The sequence below is a fragment of the Sphingomonas benefaciens genome, from assembly GCF_052907485.1.
Genome location: NZ_JBREIC010000003.1, coordinates 249429 through 266441, shown reverse-complemented (window position 1 = coordinate 266441; position 17013 = coordinate 249429). Strand labels below are relative to the sequence as shown.

Genomic DNA, 17013 nt, shown 5'->3' with positions numbered 1-17013 from the left:
CCGTCGATCAATGTTCGTCGTCTTCGTTGCTGGTCTCGACGCCGAGATCGTCGTCGCCGCCCAGATCGACCTCATCGTCCGCCGAGGGCTCTTCGTCCTCGTCGTCCGCCAGCGTCTCCAGATCGTCGTCGCCGCCTTCCAGATCGGAATCCGCCTCCTTGCCTTCCGGCTTGGCCTGCTCGAACGGCAGCGGCTGCTTCGACTTCAGGATCGGCTCCGGCACCCACTGCGTACCGCAGTTGATGCAGGTGACGGGATCGTCCTTTTCGAGATCGTAGAAGCGCGTGGCGCATTTCGGGCACGTACGCTTCGTACCCCATTCCGGCTTGATCATGCCGCCAGTGTGCCTTTCGGAAAAATGGATGGTCGCGGCCGGAGGTTACCCCCCGTCCGTTCCGTTGCCCGTAACGTGGCGCGCGCCTTGCCATAGCGCAAGGGGACTGTCAAAGCCCGCGGCCAGCCATGTCCCATGCCCCTGCCCGCCCATTGTCCATCGCCGCCGCCGGCCCGCTGACCGGCACCGTCACCGTGCCCGGCGACAAATCGATCAGCCACCGGTCGCTGATGTTCGCCGGCCTCGCCGTGGGGCAAAGCCGCATCCGCGGGCTGCTGGAGGGCGAGGACGTGCTCGCCACCGCCGCCGCGATGCGCGCCTTGGGGGCGGACATCGTGCGCGGCGACAACGGGACGTGGACCGTGCACGGCGTCGGCGTCGGCGGCCTGCTGCAACCACAGACCGCGCTCGACATGGGCAATTCGGGCACCTCGACGCGGCTGCTGATGGGGCTGGTCGCCAGCCATCCGATCACCGCGACGTTCGTCGGCGACGCCAGCCTGTCGAAGCGGCCGATGGCGCGGGTCACCGAACCGCTGGCGCGGATGGGGGCGGACTTCACCACCAGTCCGGGGGATCGTTTGCCGCTCACCATGCGCGGGCTCTGCCCGGCGGTGCCGATCACCTATACGTTGCCCGTCGCCTCGGCGCAGGTGAAGTCGGCGGTGCTGCTCGCCGGGCTCAACACGCCGGGGATCACGCGGGTGATCGAACCGGTGCCGACCCGCGACCACAGCGAGCGGATGCTGCGCGGCTTCGGCGCCGAACTGACCGTCGAGGAGACGCCGGAAGGGCGGCTGATCGCGATCACCGGCGAGGCCGAGCTGAAACCGCAGGACATCGACGTGCCGGGCGATCCCTCCTCCGCCGGCTTCTGGATGGTCGCCGCCTCGATCGTGCCGGGATCGGACGTGACGATCCGCAACGTGCTGATGAACCCGACGCGCACCGGCCTGGTCACCGCGCTCCGCATGATGGGTGCGTCGATCGAGGCGGTCGACACCCGTGACGTGGGCGGCGAGGCGGTCGCCGACCTGCGCGTCCGCCACGCGCCGTTGTCGGCGATCGAGGTGCCGGCAGAGCTGGCACCGAGCATGATCGACGAATATCCGATCCTGTTCGTCGCCGCCGCCTTCGCCAGGGGCACGACGGTGGCACGCGGCGCGCACGAATTGCGCGTCAAGGAGTCGGACCGCATCGCCGCAATGGCAGCGGCGCTCGGTCTCGCCGGCGTCGCCGTCACCGAACATGAGGACGGGCTGTCGATCGAAGGGCGTGACGGCGACCCGCTGCCCGGCACCGGCTCGGCGCGCGTCGCCTCGCTGCTCGATCACCGCATCGCGATGAGCATGGCGGTCGCCGGCATGAACAGTGCACGCCCGATCGTGATCGACGACGCCGCGCCGATCGCGACCAGCTATCCCGCCTTTGTCGATACCGCGACCCGGTTGGGGGCGCAGCCGCAGTGGGTCGCGGCATGATCATCGCGGTCGACGGACCCGCGGCGAGCGGCAAGGGCACGATCGCCAAGGCGCTGGCGCGGCATTACAACCTGCCGCACCTCGACACCGGGCTGCTGTACCGGGCAGTGGCGCTGACGGTACGGCGGCTGGAGCTGGATGCGGAGAAGGAGGCCGATGCGGTCGCCGCCTGCGGCTTCGACGAGCTGACGCTTGCCGACCCGGCGCTGCGCACCGACGAGATCGGCCAACTCGCCTCCGTCGTCTCGGCGCATCCGCTGTTGCGCGCGGCGCTGCTGCAGCGGCAGAAACGGTTCGCGCACCAAGACGGCGGCGCGGTGCTCGACGGGCGCGACATCGGCACAGTGATCGCCCCCGACGCGACCGCCAAGCTGTTCGTCAAGGCGACGCCGCAGGTGCGCGCGCAGCGCCGCCATGCGGAATTGCGGAGCCACGGTTCGAGCGTCAGCTTCGACAGGGTGCTCGCCGACATCCGCGCCCGCGACGCGCGCGATAGCGGTCGGTCGGCGGCGCCACTGGTTCAGGCGGTGGATGCGGTGACGCTGGACACCAGCTTCCTGTCGATCGAGGCCAGCGTGCAGAAGGCGATCGCGATCGTCGAGGACGCGCGCAGGGTTAGTCGTTGACCCAGTCGCTGCGGGCGTGGGGGATGCGGAGGATCGTGACGCTGCCGTCCGCTTCAACCTGATAGACGATGAGATGTGCGCCCACCGGCCAAGCACGCACCGGTGGCTGAAGTTCATGACGCAGTCGCGCGGCTCCCGGGTTGTCAGCGACGAAGTCGAAGCCCTGGTCGAGTCGATCGGCATAGGCCTCGGCCTGCGCGCGGCCAAATCGCTCTACTCCATAGCGATAGATCGCGTAATAATCCTCGTCGGCTTCCGGCGTGATCCTATAAGACATCGACGCCGGCCCGCCTGCGCGCCTCCGCACGCCGCTCATCCGGCGTGAGCGTGGAAAGGCCGCTGGCCCGCGCCTCGTCGACCATCGCCTGCATCGCGGCGATCTTTTCCGCGCGTATCTGTTCGCGGCGGATCAGGTCGCGGACGACGTCGCTGGAATTGGCGTAGCGGCCGGTTTCGGCCTGCGCCTCGACCCATTCCTTCATGGCGTCGGGCAGCGAGATGTTCATGGTAGCCATGCCGCCATGGTTCGCATTATGGCAAGGATTGTCAACTTGCGTTTCGTGCGCCGCCCGTGTACCGCTGCGCGGTCCGCCGGACCTGTGGTCCGCGGAAGGTGTCGGCGCGTGTGGCCCAGCCCTCGCGCCTTTTCGCATATCGGCGATTATCCACCTCCCGCGGCCCATGCGTACGACCGGATGCCGCGACCGGCATGGGGTCGCCGCGGCGTTTTCAGCCAAGACCAGCGGAGCCAACCGCTTGGCCGGAAACACATAACCACAGGACACTCTAACCTTATGGCTACCCAAGCCCTTCCGAGCCGCGACGATTTCGCGGCGATGCTCGATGACATGTTCGGCGGCGCCGACAGCTTCGAAGGCCGCGTGGTGCACGGCACCGTCACCGCGATCGAAAACGACATGGCCGTCATCGACGTCGGTCTGAAGTCCGAAGGCCGCGTGCCGCTGCGCGAATTCGCCGCGCCGGGCCAGAAGGCCGACCTCAAGGTCGGTGACGAAGTCGAAGTCTATGTCGACCGCGTCGAGAACATGCACGGCGAAGCGATGCTCAGCCGCGACCGCGCCCGCCGCGAGGCCGCCTGGGACAAGCTGGAGCTGGAATTCAGCCAGGGCAACCGCGTCGAGGGCGTGATCTTCGGCCGCGTCAAGGGCGGCTTCACCGTCGACCTGTCGGGCGCCGTGGCGTTCCTGCCGGGCAGCCAGGTCGACATCCGTCCGGTGCGCGACGTCACGCCGCTGATGGACATCCCGCAGCCGTTCCAGATCCTCAAGATGGACCGCAAGCGCGGCAACATTGTCGTCAGCCGCCGCGCGGTGCTGGAAGAGACCCGCGCCGAGCAGCGTTCGGGCCTGATCCAGTCGCTGCACGAGGGCCAGATCATCGACGGCGTCGTCAAGAACATCACCGACTACGGTGCGTTCGTCGACCTGGGCGGCATCGACGGCCTGCTGCACGTCACCGACCTCAGCTACAAGCGCGTCAACCACCCGTCGGAGATGATCAACATCGGCGACACGGTGAAGGTGCAGATCATCCGCATCAACAAGGACACGCAGCGCATCAGCCTCGGCATGAAGCAGCTCGAGTCGGATCCGTGGGATGGCGCAAGCGCCAAGTATCCGGTCGGCGCCAAGCTGTCGGGCCGCGTCACCAACATCACCGAATATGGTGCGTTCGTCGAGTTGGAAGCCGGCATCGAGGGCCTGGTCCACGTGTCGGAAATGTCATGGACCAAGAAGAACGTCCATCCGGGCAAGATCGTCTCGACCTCGCAGGAAGTCGATGTCGTCGTGCTCGAGGTCGACGAGGACAAGCGTCGCATCAGCCTCGGCCTGAAGCAGGCGCAGAACAATCCGTGGGAAGCGTTCGCCGCCGCTCATCCGATCGGCTCGACCGTCGAGGGCGAGGTCAAGAACGCGACCGAATTCGGTCTGTTCATCGGCCTGGACAATGACGTCGACGGCATGGTCCACATGTCCGACATCGCCTGGGGCGTGTCGGGTGAGGACGCGCTGGCGCTGCACCGCAAGGGCGAGACCGTCCAGGCGGTGGTGCTCGACATCGATCCGGAGAAGGAGCGCATCAGCCTCGGCATGAAGCAGCTCGAGCGCGGCGGCCCCGTCGCGGCGGGCGCGGGCGATCGCCTGGGCAAGAACCAGGTCATCACCGTCACCGTTCTCGAAGTCCGCGACGCGGGCCTCGAGGTGCAGGCGGGTGACGATGGCGCGACCGGCTTCATCAAGCGCACCGACCTCGGCCGCGACCGCGACGAGCAGCGTCCGGAGCGTTTCCAGGTCGGCCAGAAGTTCGACGCGATGGTCACCGGCTTCGACCGGTCGAAGAAGCCGACCTTCTCGGTCAAGGCGATGCAGATCGCCGAAGAGAAGCAGGCGGTCGCCCAGTACGGCTCGTCCGACTCGGGCGCCACGCTCGGCAACATCCTCGGCGAGGCGCTGAAGGCGCGCAACGAGGCCGACAAGAAGTAAGCCATGATGGGGCCGGGACGCGAAAGTGTCCCGGCCCTACTCATTTTGACGGCAGCCCACCGTTTCGGACCTATGCTTGGCGGCCATTGATGCGTATCAAGCGGCCCTTGCCAAGTCCCGGGGGGGAGCAGAGCCATGATCCGATCCGAATTGATCCAGAAACTGTCCGACGAGAATCCGACGCTGTCCGCACAGGACATCGAGGCGATCGTCACCGCCTTTTTCGAGGAAATCATCCGCCGCCTCGCGGCGAACGGCCGCGTCGAGCTGCGCGGCTTCGGCGCCTTCTCGACCCGCGCCCGCGATGCCCGCCAGGGCCGTAACCCGCGCACCGGCGAATTGGTCGAGGTCGACGCCAAGCGCGTCCCCTATTTCAAGCCCGGCAAGGAAATGCGCGCGCGGCTCAACGTCTGAGCGGACGACAGCGCGTTTTCCTGCCGGCGGCGGGTTGACGCCCGCCGCTGGCTGCGCTTCGGATCGCCGGGTGCGCGGACGTGGCGAAACCGGTAGACGCTGCCGACTTAAAATCGGCTTCCTATGGAGTGCGGGTTCGAGTCCCGCCGTCCGCACCATCGCCGCGCTGCTCGCGCTGGCGGGTTGCAACCAGCGGCCGGATTCGGGGGCGGTGATCGTCAGCGCGATCGGCCCGGCACCGCGCGCCGCGGACCCGGCGCGGGTCTCGCTCGATACGCCGACGCGCCTGCTGCTCGACGCGACCGCGCAGGGGCTGGTGCGGTTCGACGCGACCGGCCAGATCGAGCCCGGCCTGGCCGAACGCTGGATCGTCATCGACGACGGCACCAGCTACATCTTCCGCCTCCGCCCTGCGCAATGGGCCGACGGCAGCACGGTCACCGCCGAACAGGTCGTCGCCCTACTCCGTCGCCAGTTGCGCCCCGGATCGCGCAACCCCCTCGCCCGCTTCCTGACCGCCGTCGATGAGATCGTCGTGATGACGCCGCAGGTGATCGAGGTACGGCTGCGCCGGCCACGGCCTGACCTGCTCAAGGTGTTCGCCCAGCCCGAACTCGCGCTGTGGCGGGCCCGCGCCGGCGGCACGGGGCCGCTGCGCATCGCGCGGGGCTCGGCCAGCCCGCTACTCCGCCCGGCGCTCGATCCCGGCCGGGCCGATCCAGACGACCAGCGCACCCCCGGTCCCGAAGAGAATGTCCGGCTAATCGGCGAACGGGCGGCACGCGCAATCGTCCGCTTTGCCGCACATGACTCGGATCTGGTCGCCGGCGGCACCTTCACCGACTGGCCCCTGGTCGGGATCGGCGGCATCGCACCGGCCAATATCCGCATCGATCCGGCCGCCGGCCTATTCGGACTGTCGATCGAGCGCCGCACCGGCTTTCTGGCGGATGCGGCCAATCGGTCGGCGCTGAGCGGCGCGATCGATCGGGGTGCGGCGACGGCCGCGGTGATGGGGGGCTGGGACACGGCCGACCGGCTGTTGCCGGAACAGCTCGATTCGGCCGCGCCGCCGGCCCTTCCGAGTTGGTCGCTACTCACCCTCGACCAGCGGCGCGAGGCGGGGCGAACCCGCGTCGCCGCTTATGCCGATGGCCCGGTGACGCTCGCCGTGGCGGTGCCGACCGGGCCCGGCGGCACCTTGCTCTACGCCGGCATCGCCGCCTCGCTGACCGAGATCGGTATCACGGCCCGCCGGGTCGGGCCGGACGAGGCAGCCGATCTGCGGCTGGTCGATCTGGTCGCACCCTATGACAGTGCGCGCTGGTATCTGGCCCAGGCGTGCCGGCCATGTAGTCCCGATGCGGAGGCGGCGATCCTCGCCGCACGCGACGCGCCGACGCTGGCCGAGCGGGCGCGGCTGATCGCGGCGGCGGATGTCGCGCTGGCCAATGACGCGGCCTTCATCCCGCTCGCCCGGCCGCTGCGCTGGTCGCTGGTCGCGATGCGGCTGCGCCAGTGGCGGCCGAACAGCCGCGCCTGGCACCCGTTGAACCGGCTGCGCGACGACACCAGATGATCGGGCATGCAAGACCGAGTCCGCAGCATCGATCCCCAGCAGGTCCTGAGCGCCCTTCCCGTCGGGCGTGATCCGGCGTCGGTCCGCAAGCGGATCGAGGCGATGGAGCGCCTGATGGAGGGACTGTTCGTCATCCCGGGCACGCAGCGCCGCGTCGGCCTCGACGTCTTGCTCGACCTCGTGCCCGTGATCGGCACCAGCGTCGCGGCGATTCTCGGGTCGTATCTGGTCTGGGAAGCGCGCAACCTCGGCATGTCGAAGATGCAGATGGCGCGGATGTTCGGCAATGTCGGCGTCGACTGGGCGCTGGGCATGATCCCGTGGATCGGCGCAGTGCCCGATTTCTTCTTCCGCTCGAATACGCGCAACCTGCGGTTGATCCGGCGGCACCTCGACCGGCATTTTCCCGGCACGGTGACGCTGCAAGCCTAGGTCCCGGCCCGACAGGTGCGTGGCGGCGGGCCATCGCCGCCCGCCCGGCATATCCACGTTGAGGCGCAGGGCCATCGCGTCTATTCGCGCACTCTCGCCATCAAGGGCAATTCATGGCCGCGACCTACCTGCCGACGCTCAAACAATTGCAATATCTCGTCGCGCTGCGCGACCATGGCCATTTCGGGCGTGCGGCCGACGCTTGCTATGTGACGCAATCGACGCTGTCGGCGGGGCTGCGCGAGCTGGAAACGCTGATCGGCGTGGTGCTGGTCGAACGGACGCGGCGGGTGGTGCGCTTCACGCCGCTCGGCGAACGGATCGCCGACAAGGCCCGCCGCGTGCTGCGCGAGGCCGAGGAGCTGGGCGACATGGCGCGTGCCGCCGGCCGGCCGCTGTCCGGCGAGATGCGGATGAGCGTCATCCCGACCATCGCGCCCTTCATGCTGCCGCGCATCCTGCCGCGGTTGCGCGCCGACTATCCCGACCTGAAGCTGTTCCTGCGCGAGGAGCCGAGCGGCGCGGCGTGCGAGGGGCTGCACAACGGCCGCACCGACTGCGTGCTGCTCGCCCTGCCCTTCGCTTGTGGCGAGGTGGCGTCGCAGACGCTGTTCGACGACCGGCTGTTCGTCGCCTATCATCAGGGTGACCTGCCCGACGATCCCGCGTCCATTCCGGCGGCGGCGATCGACGAGGACCGGCTGTTGCTGCTCGAAGACGGGCATTGCCTGAAGGACCACGCCCTCGCCGCCTGCAACCGGCCGGAGTTGCGCGCCGAGGCGACGATGCTCGGCACCTCGCTGCACACGATCGTGCAGATGGTCGACAACGGCCTGGGCATGACGATGTTGCCGGAAATGGCGATCGAGGCCGGCATCCTCGATCACACCAACATCATCGCGCGGCCGCTTGCGGCGGACAATGCGGTGCGGCGGATCGCGCTGGTCTGGCGCCGTGCCTCGCCGCGGGAGCGCGATTTCCAGCTGCTGGCGGAGACGCTGGCCAAGGTCCGCTGAGCCTCACACCCATCGGCGTGCAACCGCCAGGCGGCTCGAACGTAGCAGCCGGGTGAATGTCGCTCTTCCCCGCCGGGCGTGGCTGGTCGTCCTGCTCGCCGCCCTGCCGGGATGCGTGCCGCCCGCCGCCGCCCCGCCGCCCGCCGTTCCGGAGGCGATCGCCCCGGTTTCGGTCGATGCGACGCGTTTCCGGCCGGAGGCGACGATCGGCACGTCGATCGCCCGGGTTCCGGGTCTGACGCAGCTTGCGCGCGAGGCGGCGGTCGCGGACGCGACCGCCCTGCTCGACGGTGCCGGCCCCTATACGCTCTTCGCGCCGACCGACGCCGCTTATGCCCGGCTGGCGGGAGACGTGCCGGCCGCGCTGCTCGCGCCGGAGAATCGCGCGACGTTGCTGCTGCTGCTGCGCGACCATCTCGTCGCCGGTGCGGTGAGCGAGGCCGATCTGGTCGCGCGCATCCGGGCCGGAGGGGGCCGGGCGACGCTGACCAGCCTGGCCGGGCAGCCGATCGTCGCGACGCTGGACGGCGATGTCGTGATGCTAACCAGCAGCAGCGGCAGCCGCGCCTATATCGAGACGGCCGACCGTCGCCAGGCGAACGGCGTCATCCATGTCATCAACGGCGTGCTGGTGCCGACACTAACGAAATGAATACGGCGCTTCGCGTGTATTGTCCTTACAAAACAGCTCGTTGGAGCGTTGCGTATGTGCGACGAACGGGGTCAGATGCCTCCACCAGCGTATACCAAGGTCTTTACATTGCAGTGCAGCATATGACAGCTTCATGACGTTCGCCGACGTTGGAGATGTCCCATGACCCGCCACTCCCAGCTTGCCACCGCCCTCACGCTGACCGCCCTGCTCTGCGCCGGTACGGCCGCAGACGCCAAGAAGAAGGAGAAGCCGCCGCAGCTGTCGGTCGGGCGGGTCGCCTTGCCGCCGGAAGCGCCGACCGCGACGATCGCGCAGGCGCTGCCGACGCTCGACCATCATGCCACGCTGGCGCGGCTGGTGTCCGCTTCCGCGGTCGCTCCGACGCTGGCCGGAGCCGGCCCGTTCACCGTCTTCGCGCCAAGCGACGACGCCTTCGCCCGACTGGCCCCCGGCACCGTCGACACGCTGATGAAGCCTGAGAATGCGGCGAGCCTCGCCACCATCCTGAAGACCCATGTCGTGCAGGGCGCCTATACGGCCGAACAGATCAAGGCGCTGATCGCGGCGGGCAACGGTTCGGCGTCGCTGCCGACGCTGTCGGGACAGCCGCTGACCGCGACGATCGACAACGGCAATTTGGTGCTCACCGACCCGACCGGCAACAAGAGCTACGTCAGCCAGCCGGACGTCAAGGAGGCCAATGGCATCGTTCACGTCACCAACGGGGTGAGCGTACCCAAGCTGAGCTGACCGATCGACGCGCCGCGTCGACTTTATGCCCCGTCGCGCCAGCGCGCGGCGGCGGCATCGTCGGTATCGCGGGCCTCGACCCAGCGGCTTTCGCCGTCGCGCGTCTCGCGCTTCCAGAACGGCGCGTCGGTCTTCAGCCGGTCGATCAGGAAGGTGCAGGCCTCCAGCGCGGCGGCGCGGTGCGGCGCGGCGGTCGCGACGAAGACGATCCGCTCGCCCGGCGCCATCGGTCCGACGCGGTGGACGATCGTCGCCGCGCCCAGCGACCAGCGCGCCGTCGCCGCCTCGGCCAGCCGGGTCAGCGCCGCTTCGGTCGCGCCGGGATAATGTTCCAGTTCCAGCGTACCGACGCCGTCGTCGGCACGCACCAGCCCGGTGAAGGTCGCGATCGCGCCGGCGCCGGGTGCCGCCTCGACCCGCGCCAGTTCGGCGTCGATCGCGATCGGCGCGGCATGGACGACGACCCGGATCATCCGCCGGTCACCGGCGGGAACAGCGCCACCTCGCGCGCGCCGGCGATCGGCGCGTCCATCGCCACGAACGCCTGGTCGACCGCGGCGCGCAGCCGGGCGCGGTCGGCGAGCGCCGTGCCGCTGTCGGCATCGCGCGCGGCGAGCCAGTCGACCAGTTGCGCCACCGTCGCGACCGTCGCCGGCGGGGTCACCGTCTCGGCAGCACGGCCCATCCGTTCGCGCACCCAGGCGAAATAGAGCATTTCGATCACCATGCCGGTCAGTCCATGTGCTTCAGGCCGACGCGCAGATAATCCCAGCCCGTCACCAGCGTCAGCACCGCAGCGCCCCACAGGCTGCCCAGACCGACGATCTTGACCCAGGGCTGTCCCGGCAGCGCGCCGGCGAGGATCAGCGCGCCGAGCGCGACGAGTTGCAGCGTCGTCTTCCACTTGGCCAGTTTCGACACCGGCAGCGACACCTGCAGCCCGGCGAGGAATTCGCGCAGGCCCGACACCGCGATCTCGCGCAGCAGGATCACCAGCGCGGCGATCAGATGGACGCCGGTGATCAGCGCGGCGTCGTCGTGACGCGTGCCGACCAGCATCAGGATCACCGCGGCGACCATGATCTTGTCGGCGATCGGGTCGAGGAAGACGCCCAGCCGCGACACGGCACCCTGTGCGCGGGCCAGATAGCCGTCGAAATAATCGGTGATGCCCATCAGGCAATACAGGCCGAAGGCGATGCCGAAGCCCGCCTCCCAGCGCGGCCACCACAGCAGCGCGACGAGCAGCGGCACCGCGACGATCCGCGACAGCGTCAGGAGGTTGGGCAACGTCAGCATGATTCCTCCCTACGCTGCCGCGCGCGCCAGCGTAAGGCAGAGCGTGGCAGAAAGTCGTGCCGTCGCGGCACCCCGTCGCCGCCGGCCCGCTGGGGTGCCGCGACGCAGGCCGGTTGGCGTGCCGGTGCGGCTCGGCTATGCCGGTGCGCTACACATCGAGCGAAAGCCACGTTTCGTCATGCTGAATGCCTTGGGGTTGCTGAAGCAACGCCGCTTCCTGCCCTTGTTCACGACGCAGTTCCTCGGCGCGTTCAACGACAATCTGTTCAAGACGTCGATGGTGCTGTTCGCCACCTATGCGATCTTTAACGACCCGAAGATGGAGGCGAATTTCAACGCGCTCGCGACCGGGCTGGCGATCCTGCCGTTCTTCCTGCTGTCCGCTCTGGCCGGCCAGCTCGCCGACAGTCACGACAAGGCGCGGATCATCCGCATCGTCAAGACGGCGGAAATCCTGATCATGCTGCTCGGCGCGTCGGGGCTGATGGTGGCGCGCGCCGGCCTGCCGGGGGTCGGCATCGGTCTGATGTTGGGTGCGGTGCTGTGCCTGGGCGTCCATTCGACCTTCTTCGGCCCGATCAAATATGCGATCCTGCCGCAGCATCTGCCGCCGCACGACGTGCTGGGCGGCACCGGCCTGGTCGAGGCGGGCACCTATCTCGCCATCCTGCTCGGCACCGTGACCGCGGGCTGGATCCCGATCGAGGGTGCGGCGATCACCGTGCTCGCCGTCGCCGCGCTGGGCTGGCTGGTCGCGCGGCAGATCCCGCCGGCGCCGCGCGAAGGACCGCGGCTGGTGCTCAACTACAATCCCTTCACCTCGTCCTGGCGACTGATCAGGGCGACGCTGCACATCCCGCGGCTGTTCCTGGCGATCTGCGCAATCAGCTTCTTCTGGACCATCGGCGCGGTGCTGATCGTCGTCTTTCCGCCGCTGGTGAAGAACGTGCTGACCGCGGACGAGCGCGTCGCCAGCGGTGCCATCGCGGTCTTTTCTGTCGGCGTCGCGATCGGCTCGGTGATCATCAACACAATGCTGCGCGGCCGGATCAGCGCGCGCTATTCGCCCGTGTCGGTGATCGCGATGGGCGGCTTCGTCGTGCTCTTCTCGGTCCTGTGCCGGGAATGGCCGGCGGCGCCGGTCGGCACGCTCTATTCCTGGGGCGAATTCATCGCCCAGCCCCGCGCGATCGCGATCATGCTGAGCCTGCTGGCGATCGCCACGACGGGCGGGATGTTCGTGGTACCGCTCTACGCCTTCCTGACCACGACGGTGGAAAAGGACCAGACCGCGCGTACCGTGGCAGCGAACAATGTCGTCAATTCCGGGGCGATGACGATCGGATCGGTGGCCGTCCTGATCATCACCGCGTTCGGCGTCGGGCCGACCGACATGCTGCTGCTGGTGGCAGCGATGTGCCTGGTGTCCGCTTGGATCGCGCAGCGACTGCATCGCGCCTGCGACTGAGCGCAGGCGGCTTCGCCCTCCGTCAGATCAACAGCGTGTAGAAACAGATGAAGAAGGCGGCGAAGCTGAGCAGGAACAGCTTCCAGTCCTGATCGTCGTTGCGTGCGGCGAGCGCCACGGGGGGCGGCAGCATCTGGCGGAAAGGATGGCGGGCCGCTTCGTTGGTGATGACTAGACGTCGTTTCATAGCGAGGTGTTAACGCCCTGTTTACGATTTCGACCAGCGACAAAGGTGGTTAAGTTCGGACCGTCCCGGCCCGGTACAGAATCCCCTTTTCTTATAGGACGTGAAAGGCGACCGGCATGAGCGTGGCATTCCGCCGCGAAAGCGATGACGAGCATCTCGAACCGAAGTTCGAGATTCCCCTGCCCGCGGGGCCCAATCGGGTGACGCGTGCCGGGCTGGCGCTGATCGCCGAGCGGATCGCCGAGATCGAACAGGCGCTGGCGACCGCGCCGGAGGCCGAGGCGGAGACGCTGCGCCGCGACCTGCGCTATTGGCAGACGCGGCGGGCGACTGCGGAATGGACGCCGGCGCCCGGCGACGGGACGATCGGGTTCGGCACGCTGGTGACGGCGATGGTGGCGGGGCGGGAACGCCGAGTCGCGATCGTCGGCGATGACGAGGCGGATCCCAAGCTGGACCGTATCGCCTTCGGCGCGCCGCTCGCTCGGGCGCTGATCGGGGCGGAATCAGGCGACGAATTGCCGTTCAACGGTCGCGACGGCGCGATTCGGGTGCTGGCGGTGGCGGCGATCGATGCGCCCGCGGCCTGAGGATTATCCGGGCTGCGACGGCTGAAAGCCACCGCAGCCCGGGTCCGGGCGCCGGGGAGCACCCGATAGGCCGGTGATGCTTGATTGGGAGAGAACAGCACCGACGCCGCCGTCCTAGCCGCCCCGTGTGTCTGGGGTATGTCCGGCAGCCACGGCGGCGGACATGCGCCTGCAAATCGGGTCGGCCATGATGCGCCATGGCAACGCTCTCCCCCTCCGCTCGCGTGCCGCGCTGCACGGCGAGCCGCCACCGGCCCGGCAGCGTGATCCGCGAGACGGGCGACGTCGCCCGCGCGCGCTGCCGCTGCTGCGGCCTGATGCTGATGCGGCTGGCGATCAGCCGGCGCTGGATCATCGCCGACGAACTGGGGACGACGGCGCCACCCGGCCCGTCGCGTCACTAGCTGCAGCCAGGCAGGTCCGCCGCGCCGCCAGGCGGATCGTCGGTCGCGTCGCTCAGATCGGCAGCCAGACCGTCGCGATGACGCCGCCATCGGGATGGTTGGCGATGTCCGCATCGCCGCCATGCGCCCGTGCGACGCCACGCACGCTCGCCAGTCCGAGACCGATGCCGCCGGTGTCGCGGTTGCGCGACCGCTCACCGCGGAAGAAGGGTTCGAACACCCGATCGAGATCGTCGGGGTCGATTCCCGGGCCGTGATCCCGCACGGCGATCTGCGCATGGTCGCCGTCACGGCTCAGCGTCAGCGCCGCATCGCCCGCATATTTGAGCGCATTGCCGACCAGATTGCCGATGATCGTCTTGATCCCGGTGGCATCGCCGGTCAGCACCAGCGGCGCGCCATCGGCCAGCGTCACCGCCGCGCCGCGATCGGCGAGATCGTCGACGATGCTCTCGGTCAGCGAACGCAGATCGAGCGGGCGCCGCTCGACCGATTGGGTCGAATCGCGGAAGAAGGCGAGGCCGGCGGCGATCATCGCGTGCATGTCGTGGATATCGGCCTCGCTGGCGGCGCGGATCGGCTCGGGCGCCTGCTCCAGCCGCAGGGCGAGTCGCATCAGCGGGGTACGCAGGTCGTGCGCGATCGCCGCGATCACGGTGGTACGATCCTCGACATAGCGGTTGAGCCGCGTCTGCATGCGGTTGAACGCCACCGCGGCATCGGCGACCTCGGTCGGCCCGTCGACCGGCACCGGCGCGGCGCGTGGATCCCGGCCCAGCCGCTCGGCGGCGGCGGTGAAGATGCGGAGCGGCCGGGTCGAGCGGCTGGCGAGGAACCAGGCGAAGGGGGCGACCGCGACCAGCGCCGCGAGCAGCCACAGCAGCGCCCGCCAGCGCCACCCTTCCAGCCCGGTCCGCGTCGCCCGCGCCACCACCCAATCGCCGCCGGATCGCTGTACCCCGACGGTGAAGCCGCCGAACAGGATCTGGCTGCGGGCGTCCGGCGGCGGCCGGTGATGCGGTCCGAAAACGACCGGCGGGAACGGCCGGAACGCCGTCGCCGGACCGCCGAAGTGGATGCGCACCCGATCCGGCGGGATGCGCAGGTGATCGGCGATCGCCTGTTCCAGCCGGTCGGTGCGCCAGTCATTGTCGTCCGGGACGTCGGCCACGCGCGCCAGCTTGATCTCGCCGGTCGCGTCATGCCCGGTGCGGAGCGCGCTGGCGACCTGCGCCACCGAGAAGATCCGCGGGGTGGGCGGGCTGACAAAGACGAGCAGCGCGACGTTGACCAGTTGCACGCTGGCGACGCTCGCCAGCATCACCAGGAAGATTCGCCAGAACAGCGACAGGCCCAGCCGTCGGCCGGGAACGATGCCGGGAATCTCCTCTGCCTGCCCTGATCCCTCGCTCACAGCCGGGTCACGGCGGGGACGAACAGATAGCCTTCGTTGCGGATCGTGCGGATCATCTCGTCGCCGCCGCTGCGCAGCTTGCGGCGGACGCGGCTGATCTGGACGTCGATCGCCCGATCGAAGGCGTCGCTGTTGGGACCACGCGCCGCCTCCAGCAGCATCTCGCGCGACAGCACGCGCCGCGGCCGCTCGACGAAGGCGCGCAGCAGCGCGAATTCGCCGTCGGTCAGCCCGACCAGCACGCCGGCCGGATCGAAGATCTCATGCGCCACCAGATCCATCGTCCAGCCGTCGAAGCCGAGCCGCAGCCGCTCGCCTGCCTGCATCTGCCGCCGCGCCCGCAGTGCCGCGCGCACCGTCGCCAACACCTCGCGCGCGCTGCACGGCTTGGGCAGATAATGGCTTGCGCCGAGTTCCAGCCCGACGATCCGGTCCCGTTCCTCGCCCAAGGCGCTGAGAAAGATGACCGCCGGCCCGTCGTCCCGCGCGATGCGGCGACAGGCGGAGATGCCCTCCTCGCCGGGCATCATCACGTCGAGCAGCACCGCGTCGATCCGGTCACGCTCCAGCACCGCGTCCATTTCGCGCGTATTCGCCGCCGCCTGCACGCGATAGCCTCGCGCGCCGAGGCTCTGGGTCAGCAGAGCGCGGATCTCGCGGTCGTCGTCGACGACCAGGATCGAGGCGGGCTGTTCGATGGATTGCTGCATGGTCATGTCCGGCGGTGGGATGACAGGCGAATGTTGCTGCCGAATATCAGATGGCGCAGGCAAGCGACATCCCGCCGGGCGGTGGTGCGGCAGGCGTGCCGCACGTCCCCCCCACGTGCCCCCGCACGTCCCCTCTCGCCTCGCCTGACATTCTGCCGCAATACACGGGTGATTGACCGTCACATCGGTTCCGGGAAACCCATCATGCGCCGCATTGCCTGTCTTGTCCTGCTCGTCACCACCGCCATGCCCGGTGCGATCGCCGCGGCGCAGACCGCGCCGCCCGCCGCGCCCTCCGCTCCGCCAGCGTCCACACCATCACAGGCCGAGCCGCCGATCACGGTGACCGCCCGTGCCCAGCCATCGCGCGGCCCGCGCCGCATCTTCATCAGCCCGATGGGGCAGCCGTTCCGCGGCACCGAGGCCGCGCCGGATCCGGAGCGCGCCTGGTTCGATAGCGTCGACACCAACCACGACGGCGCGCTGACGCTGGCCGAGTTCAAGTCGGATGCGGGGCGCTTCTTCACCATTCTCGACCGCAAGCGCGACGGTGAGATCGATCCCGACGACATCGACTATTACGAGAACACGCTGGCGCCGGAAGTGCGCTCCGGCAATGCGGTCGGCAGCGGCATCATCGCGCGCGTGCAGGACGGCGAAGGCGGCGCGAGCACGCAGGGAACGCGCGGCGTGCTCTACGATGCGGGCACGCTCGGCGCGGCGCGGTTCAGCTATTTCGACCTGCCCGAGCCGGTCACCGCCGCGGACCGCAACTTCAACCGCGGCGTCGACCCGATGGAATTCGGGCGCGCGGCCGAACAGCGTTTCGATTCGCTCGACAAGAACCATGACGGCAAGCTGACCTGGGACGAGCTGCCGCACGTAAGGGTCAGGGCCGAGGTCCGCTCGTCGGGCAATCGCGATGGCGGCGAACGTCGCGGCCGCGGCGCCGGACGACGGCCGATGGGCGGCGGCATGACCGGTGGAATGAGTGGCGGTATCGACGGCGGCATGGGTGGCCGCAGCGCGTCCGGCGACCCGATGAACTGAAAATCCTCCCCGCTTGCGGGGAGGGGGACCGCCGCAGGCGGTGGAGGGGGATGTCCGCGAGCGGTACGCGGCGTGGCGCCCCCCTCCGTCAGCGATTGCA

22 protein-coding genes and 1 tRNA gene are annotated in these 17013 nt (G+C 69.1%); 14 read left to right on the top strand and 9 right to left on the bottom strand.

Going from position 1 to position 17013, the window contains the following annotated elements:
- Positions 1-7: 7 nt before the first annotated feature.
- On the bottom strand, positions 8-334 hold the full coding sequence (locus ACU5AX_RS12490; RefSeq protein ID WP_198354513.1) for a TIGR02300 family protein: 327 nt from the start codon (positions 332-334) through the stop codon (positions 8-10).
- 128 nt (positions 335-462) lie between these two features.
- Between ACU5AX_RS12490 and aroA the strand changes: the two genes are divergently transcribed.
- Positions 463-1815 carry a 3-phosphoshikimate 1-carboxyvinyltransferase gene (gene aroA, locus ACU5AX_RS12485; protein ID WP_446691179.1) on the top strand — a complete coding sequence of 451 codons (1353 nt, stop codon included), beginning with the start codon at positions 463-465 and terminating at the stop codon, positions 1813-1815.
- A complete protein-coding gene (cmk, locus tag ACU5AX_RS12480) occupies positions 1812-2441 on the top strand; it encodes a (d)CMP kinase (protein ID WP_446691178.1) in 630 nt (209 codons plus the stop codon). Before aroA ends, cmk begins: the two co-directional genes overlap by 4 nt.
- Here the strand turns inward: cmk and ACU5AX_RS12475 are convergent.
- Positions 2431-2718, bottom strand: coding sequence for a type II toxin-antitoxin system RelE/ParE family toxin (locus ACU5AX_RS12475; protein ID WP_446691177.1), 288 nt, complete (start codon positions 2716-2718; stop codon positions 2431-2433). The two genes, cmk and ACU5AX_RS12475, sit on opposite strands and share 11 nt — an antisense overlap.
- Positions 2708-2947 carry a type II toxin-antitoxin system ParD family antitoxin gene (locus ACU5AX_RS12470; RefSeq protein WP_446691176.1) on the bottom strand — a complete coding sequence of 80 codons (240 nt, stop codon included), beginning with the start codon at positions 2945-2947 and terminating at the stop codon, positions 2708-2710. The genes ACU5AX_RS12475 and ACU5AX_RS12470 overlap by 11 nt, the downstream gene beginning before the upstream one ends.
- Positions 2948-3235: 288 nt before the next feature.
- On the opposite strand from ACU5AX_RS12470, the gene rpsA reads away from it, so the two are divergent.
- The 8 genes from rpsA (at position 3236) to ACU5AX_RS12430 (ending at position 9791) form a co-directional block, all read left to right on the top strand.
- Positions 3236-4945, top strand: a complete 1710-nt coding sequence (rpsA, locus tag ACU5AX_RS12465; protein WP_198354508.1) for a 30S ribosomal protein S1 — start codon at positions 3236-3238, stop codon at positions 4943-4945.
- A gap of 135 nt (positions 4946-5080) precedes the next feature.
- Positions 5081-5359: an integration host factor subunit beta gene (gene ihfB, locus ACU5AX_RS12460; RefSeq protein WP_198354507.1), complete on the top strand. Its 279-nt coding sequence runs from the start codon at positions 5081-5083 to the stop codon at positions 5357-5359.
- Between the two features lie 74 nt (positions 5360-5433).
- Positions 5434-5517, top strand: a tRNA-Leu gene (locus ACU5AX_RS12455).
- A gap of 53 nt (positions 5518-5570) precedes the next feature.
- Complete coding sequence (locus tag ACU5AX_RS12450; RefSeq protein ID WP_446691175.1) at positions 5571-6938, top strand: ABC transporter substrate-binding protein; 1368 nt, start codon at positions 5571-5573, stop codon at positions 6936-6938.
- Positions 6939-6944: 6 nt separating this feature from the next.
- A complete protein-coding gene (locus tag ACU5AX_RS12445; RefSeq protein WP_198355190.1) occupies positions 6945-7370 on the top strand; it encodes a DUF4112 domain-containing protein in 426 nt (141 codons plus the stop codon).
- A gap of 113 nt (positions 7371-7483) precedes the next feature.
- A complete protein-coding gene (locus tag ACU5AX_RS12440; RefSeq protein WP_198355189.1) occupies positions 7484-8386 on the top strand; it encodes a hydrogen peroxide-inducible genes activator in 903 nt (300 codons plus the stop codon).
- A gap of 52 nt (positions 8387-8438) precedes the next feature.
- Positions 8439-9038 (top strand): fasciclin domain-containing protein, encoded by a 600-nt coding sequence (locus tag ACU5AX_RS12435; RefSeq protein WP_446691174.1) that lies wholly within the window; start codon positions 8439-8441, stop codon positions 9036-9038.
- Between the two features lie 162 nt (positions 9039-9200).
- Positions 9201-9791, top strand: a complete 591-nt coding sequence (locus ACU5AX_RS12430; protein WP_446691173.1) for a fasciclin domain-containing protein — start codon at positions 9201-9203, stop codon at positions 9789-9791.
- Positions 9792-9814: 23 nt separating this feature from the next.
- Here the strand turns inward: ACU5AX_RS12430 and ACU5AX_RS12425 are convergent, their stop codons facing one another.
- Genes ACU5AX_RS12425 through pgsA form a run of 3 tightly spaced genes read right to left on the bottom strand, consistent with a single transcriptional unit; the run spans position 9815 to position 11090 of the window.
- Positions 9815-10264 (bottom strand): molybdenum cofactor biosynthesis protein MoaE, encoded by a 450-nt coding sequence (locus ACU5AX_RS12425; protein WP_446691172.1) that lies wholly within the window; start codon positions 10262-10264, stop codon positions 9815-9817.
- On the bottom strand, positions 10261-10518 hold the full coding sequence (gene moaD / locus ACU5AX_RS12420; protein WP_446691171.1) for a molybdopterin converting factor subunit 1: 258 nt from the start codon (positions 10516-10518) through the stop codon (positions 10261-10263). Before moaD ends, ACU5AX_RS12425 begins: the two co-directional genes overlap by 4 nt.
- Positions 10519-10523: 5 nt before the next feature.
- Positions 10524-11090: a CDP-diacylglycerol--glycerol-3-phosphate 3-phosphatidyltransferase gene (pgsA, locus tag ACU5AX_RS12415; protein ID WP_198355184.1), complete on the bottom strand. Its 567-nt coding sequence runs from the start codon at positions 11088-11090 to the stop codon at positions 10524-10526.
- Positions 11091-11268: 178 nt separating this feature from the next.
- Between pgsA and ACU5AX_RS12410 the strand changes: the two genes are divergently transcribed.
- On the top strand, positions 11269-12558 hold the full coding sequence (locus ACU5AX_RS12410; RefSeq protein ID WP_198355217.1) for an MFS transporter: 1290 nt from the start codon (positions 11269-11271) through the stop codon (positions 12556-12558).
- A 22-nt stretch (positions 12559-12580) separates the two neighbouring features.
- Here ACU5AX_RS12410 and ACU5AX_RS12405 read toward each other — a convergent pair whose 3' ends face one another.
- Positions 12581-12745, bottom strand: a complete 165-nt coding sequence (locus ACU5AX_RS12405; RefSeq protein WP_446691170.1) for a hypothetical protein — start codon at positions 12743-12745, stop codon at positions 12581-12583.
- A gap of 116 nt (positions 12746-12861) precedes the next feature.
- Here ACU5AX_RS12405 and ACU5AX_RS12400 point away from each other — a divergent pair, with 116 nt between their 5' ends.
- Together ACU5AX_RS12400 and ACU5AX_RS12395 are read left to right on the top strand one after the other, a co-directional pair.
- Positions 12862-13335, top strand: a complete 474-nt coding sequence (locus ACU5AX_RS12400; protein ID WP_446691169.1) for a GreA/GreB family elongation factor — start codon at positions 12862-12864, stop codon at positions 13333-13335.
- Positions 13336-13532: 197 nt separating this feature from the next.
- A complete protein-coding gene (locus ACU5AX_RS12395) occupies positions 13533-13739 on the top strand; it encodes a hypothetical protein (RefSeq protein WP_198355181.1) in 207 nt (68 codons plus the stop codon).
- A gap of 52 nt (positions 13740-13791) precedes the next feature.
- Here ACU5AX_RS12395 and ACU5AX_RS12390 read toward each other — a convergent pair whose 3' ends face one another.
- The gene (locus tag ACU5AX_RS12390; RefSeq protein ID WP_446691168.1) at positions 13792-15153 is read right to left on the bottom strand and encodes a sensor histidine kinase; all 1362 of its coding nucleotides are present in this window, start codon (positions 15151-15153) and stop codon (positions 13792-13794) included.
- A complete protein-coding gene (locus tag ACU5AX_RS12385; protein WP_446691167.1) occupies positions 15150-15863 on the bottom strand; it encodes a response regulator in 714 nt (237 codons plus the stop codon). Before ACU5AX_RS12385 ends, ACU5AX_RS12390 begins: the two co-directional genes overlap by 4 nt.
- A 204-nt stretch (positions 15864-16067) precedes the next feature.
- Here ACU5AX_RS12385 and ACU5AX_RS12380 point away from each other — a divergent pair, with 204 nt between their 5' ends.
- Complete coding sequence (locus ACU5AX_RS12380; protein ID WP_446691166.1) at positions 16068-16913, top strand: EF-hand domain-containing protein; 846 nt, start codon at positions 16068-16070, stop codon at positions 16911-16913.
- Positions 16914-17013: the final 100 nt, after the last annotated feature.

Excerpts from the sequence above, each read along its gene's own strand:
- ACU5AX_RS12490 (WP_198354513.1), bottom strand. The coding sequence starts at position 334 with ATGATCAAGCCGGAATGGGGTACGAAGCGTACGTGCCCGAAATGCGCC.
- aroA (WP_446691179.1), top strand. The coding sequence starts at position 463 with ATGTCCCATGCCCCTGCCCGCCCATTGTCCATCGCCGCCGCCGGCCCG.
- cmk (WP_446691178.1), top strand. The coding sequence starts at position 1,812 with ATGATCATCGCGGTCGACGGACCCGCGGCGAGCGGCAAGGGCACGATC.
- ACU5AX_RS12475 (WP_446691177.1), bottom strand. The coding sequence starts at position 2,718 with ATGTCTTATAGGATCACGCCGGAAGCCGACGAGGATTATTACGCGATC.
- ACU5AX_RS12470 (WP_446691176.1), bottom strand. The coding sequence starts at position 2,947 with ATGAACATCTCGCTGCCCGACGCCATGAAGGAATGGGTCGAGGCGCAG.
- rpsA (WP_198354508.1), top strand. The coding sequence starts at position 3,236 with ATGGCTACCCAAGCCCTTCCGAGCCGCGACGATTTCGCGGCGATGCTC.
- ihfB (WP_198354507.1), top strand. The coding sequence starts at position 5,081 with ATGATCCGATCCGAATTGATCCAGAAACTGTCCGACGAGAATCCGACG.
- ACU5AX_RS12445 (WP_198355190.1), top strand. The coding sequence starts at position 6,945 with ATGCAAGACCGAGTCCGCAGCATCGATCCCCAGCAGGTCCTGAGCGCC.
- ACU5AX_RS12440 (WP_198355189.1), top strand. The coding sequence starts at position 7,484 with ATGGCCGCGACCTACCTGCCGACGCTCAAACAATTGCAATATCTCGTC.
- ACU5AX_RS12430 (WP_446691173.1), top strand. The coding sequence starts at position 9,201 with ATGACCCGCCACTCCCAGCTTGCCACCGCCCTCACGCTGACCGCCCTG.
- ACU5AX_RS12425 (WP_446691172.1), bottom strand. The coding sequence starts at position 10,264 with ATGATCCGGGTCGTCGTCCATGCCGCGCCGATCGCGATCGACGCCGAA.
- moaD (WP_446691171.1), bottom strand. The coding sequence starts at position 10,518 with ATGGTGATCGAAATGCTCTATTTCGCCTGGGTGCGCGAACGGATGGGC.
- pgsA (WP_198355184.1), bottom strand. The coding sequence starts at position 11,090 with ATGCTGACGTTGCCCAACCTCCTGACGCTGTCGCGGATCGTCGCGGTG.
- ACU5AX_RS12410 (WP_198355217.1), top strand. The coding sequence starts at position 11,269 with ATGCTGAATGCCTTGGGGTTGCTGAAGCAACGCCGCTTCCTGCCCTTG.
- ACU5AX_RS12405 (WP_446691170.1), bottom strand. The coding sequence starts at position 12,745 with ATGAAACGACGTCTAGTCATCACCAACGAAGCGGCCCGCCATCCTTTC.
- ACU5AX_RS12400 (WP_446691169.1), top strand. The coding sequence starts at position 12,862 with ATGAGCGTGGCATTCCGCCGCGAAAGCGATGACGAGCATCTCGAACCG.
- ACU5AX_RS12395 (WP_198355181.1), top strand. The coding sequence starts at position 13,533 with ATGGCAACGCTCTCCCCCTCCGCTCGCGTGCCGCGCTGCACGGCGAGC.
- ACU5AX_RS12385 (WP_446691167.1), bottom strand. The coding sequence starts at position 15,863 with ATGCAGCAATCCATCGAACAGCCCGCCTCGATCCTGGTCGTCGACGAC.
- ACU5AX_RS12380 (WP_446691166.1), top strand. The coding sequence starts at position 16,068 with ATGCGCCGCATTGCCTGTCTTGTCCTGCTCGTCACCACCGCCATGCCC.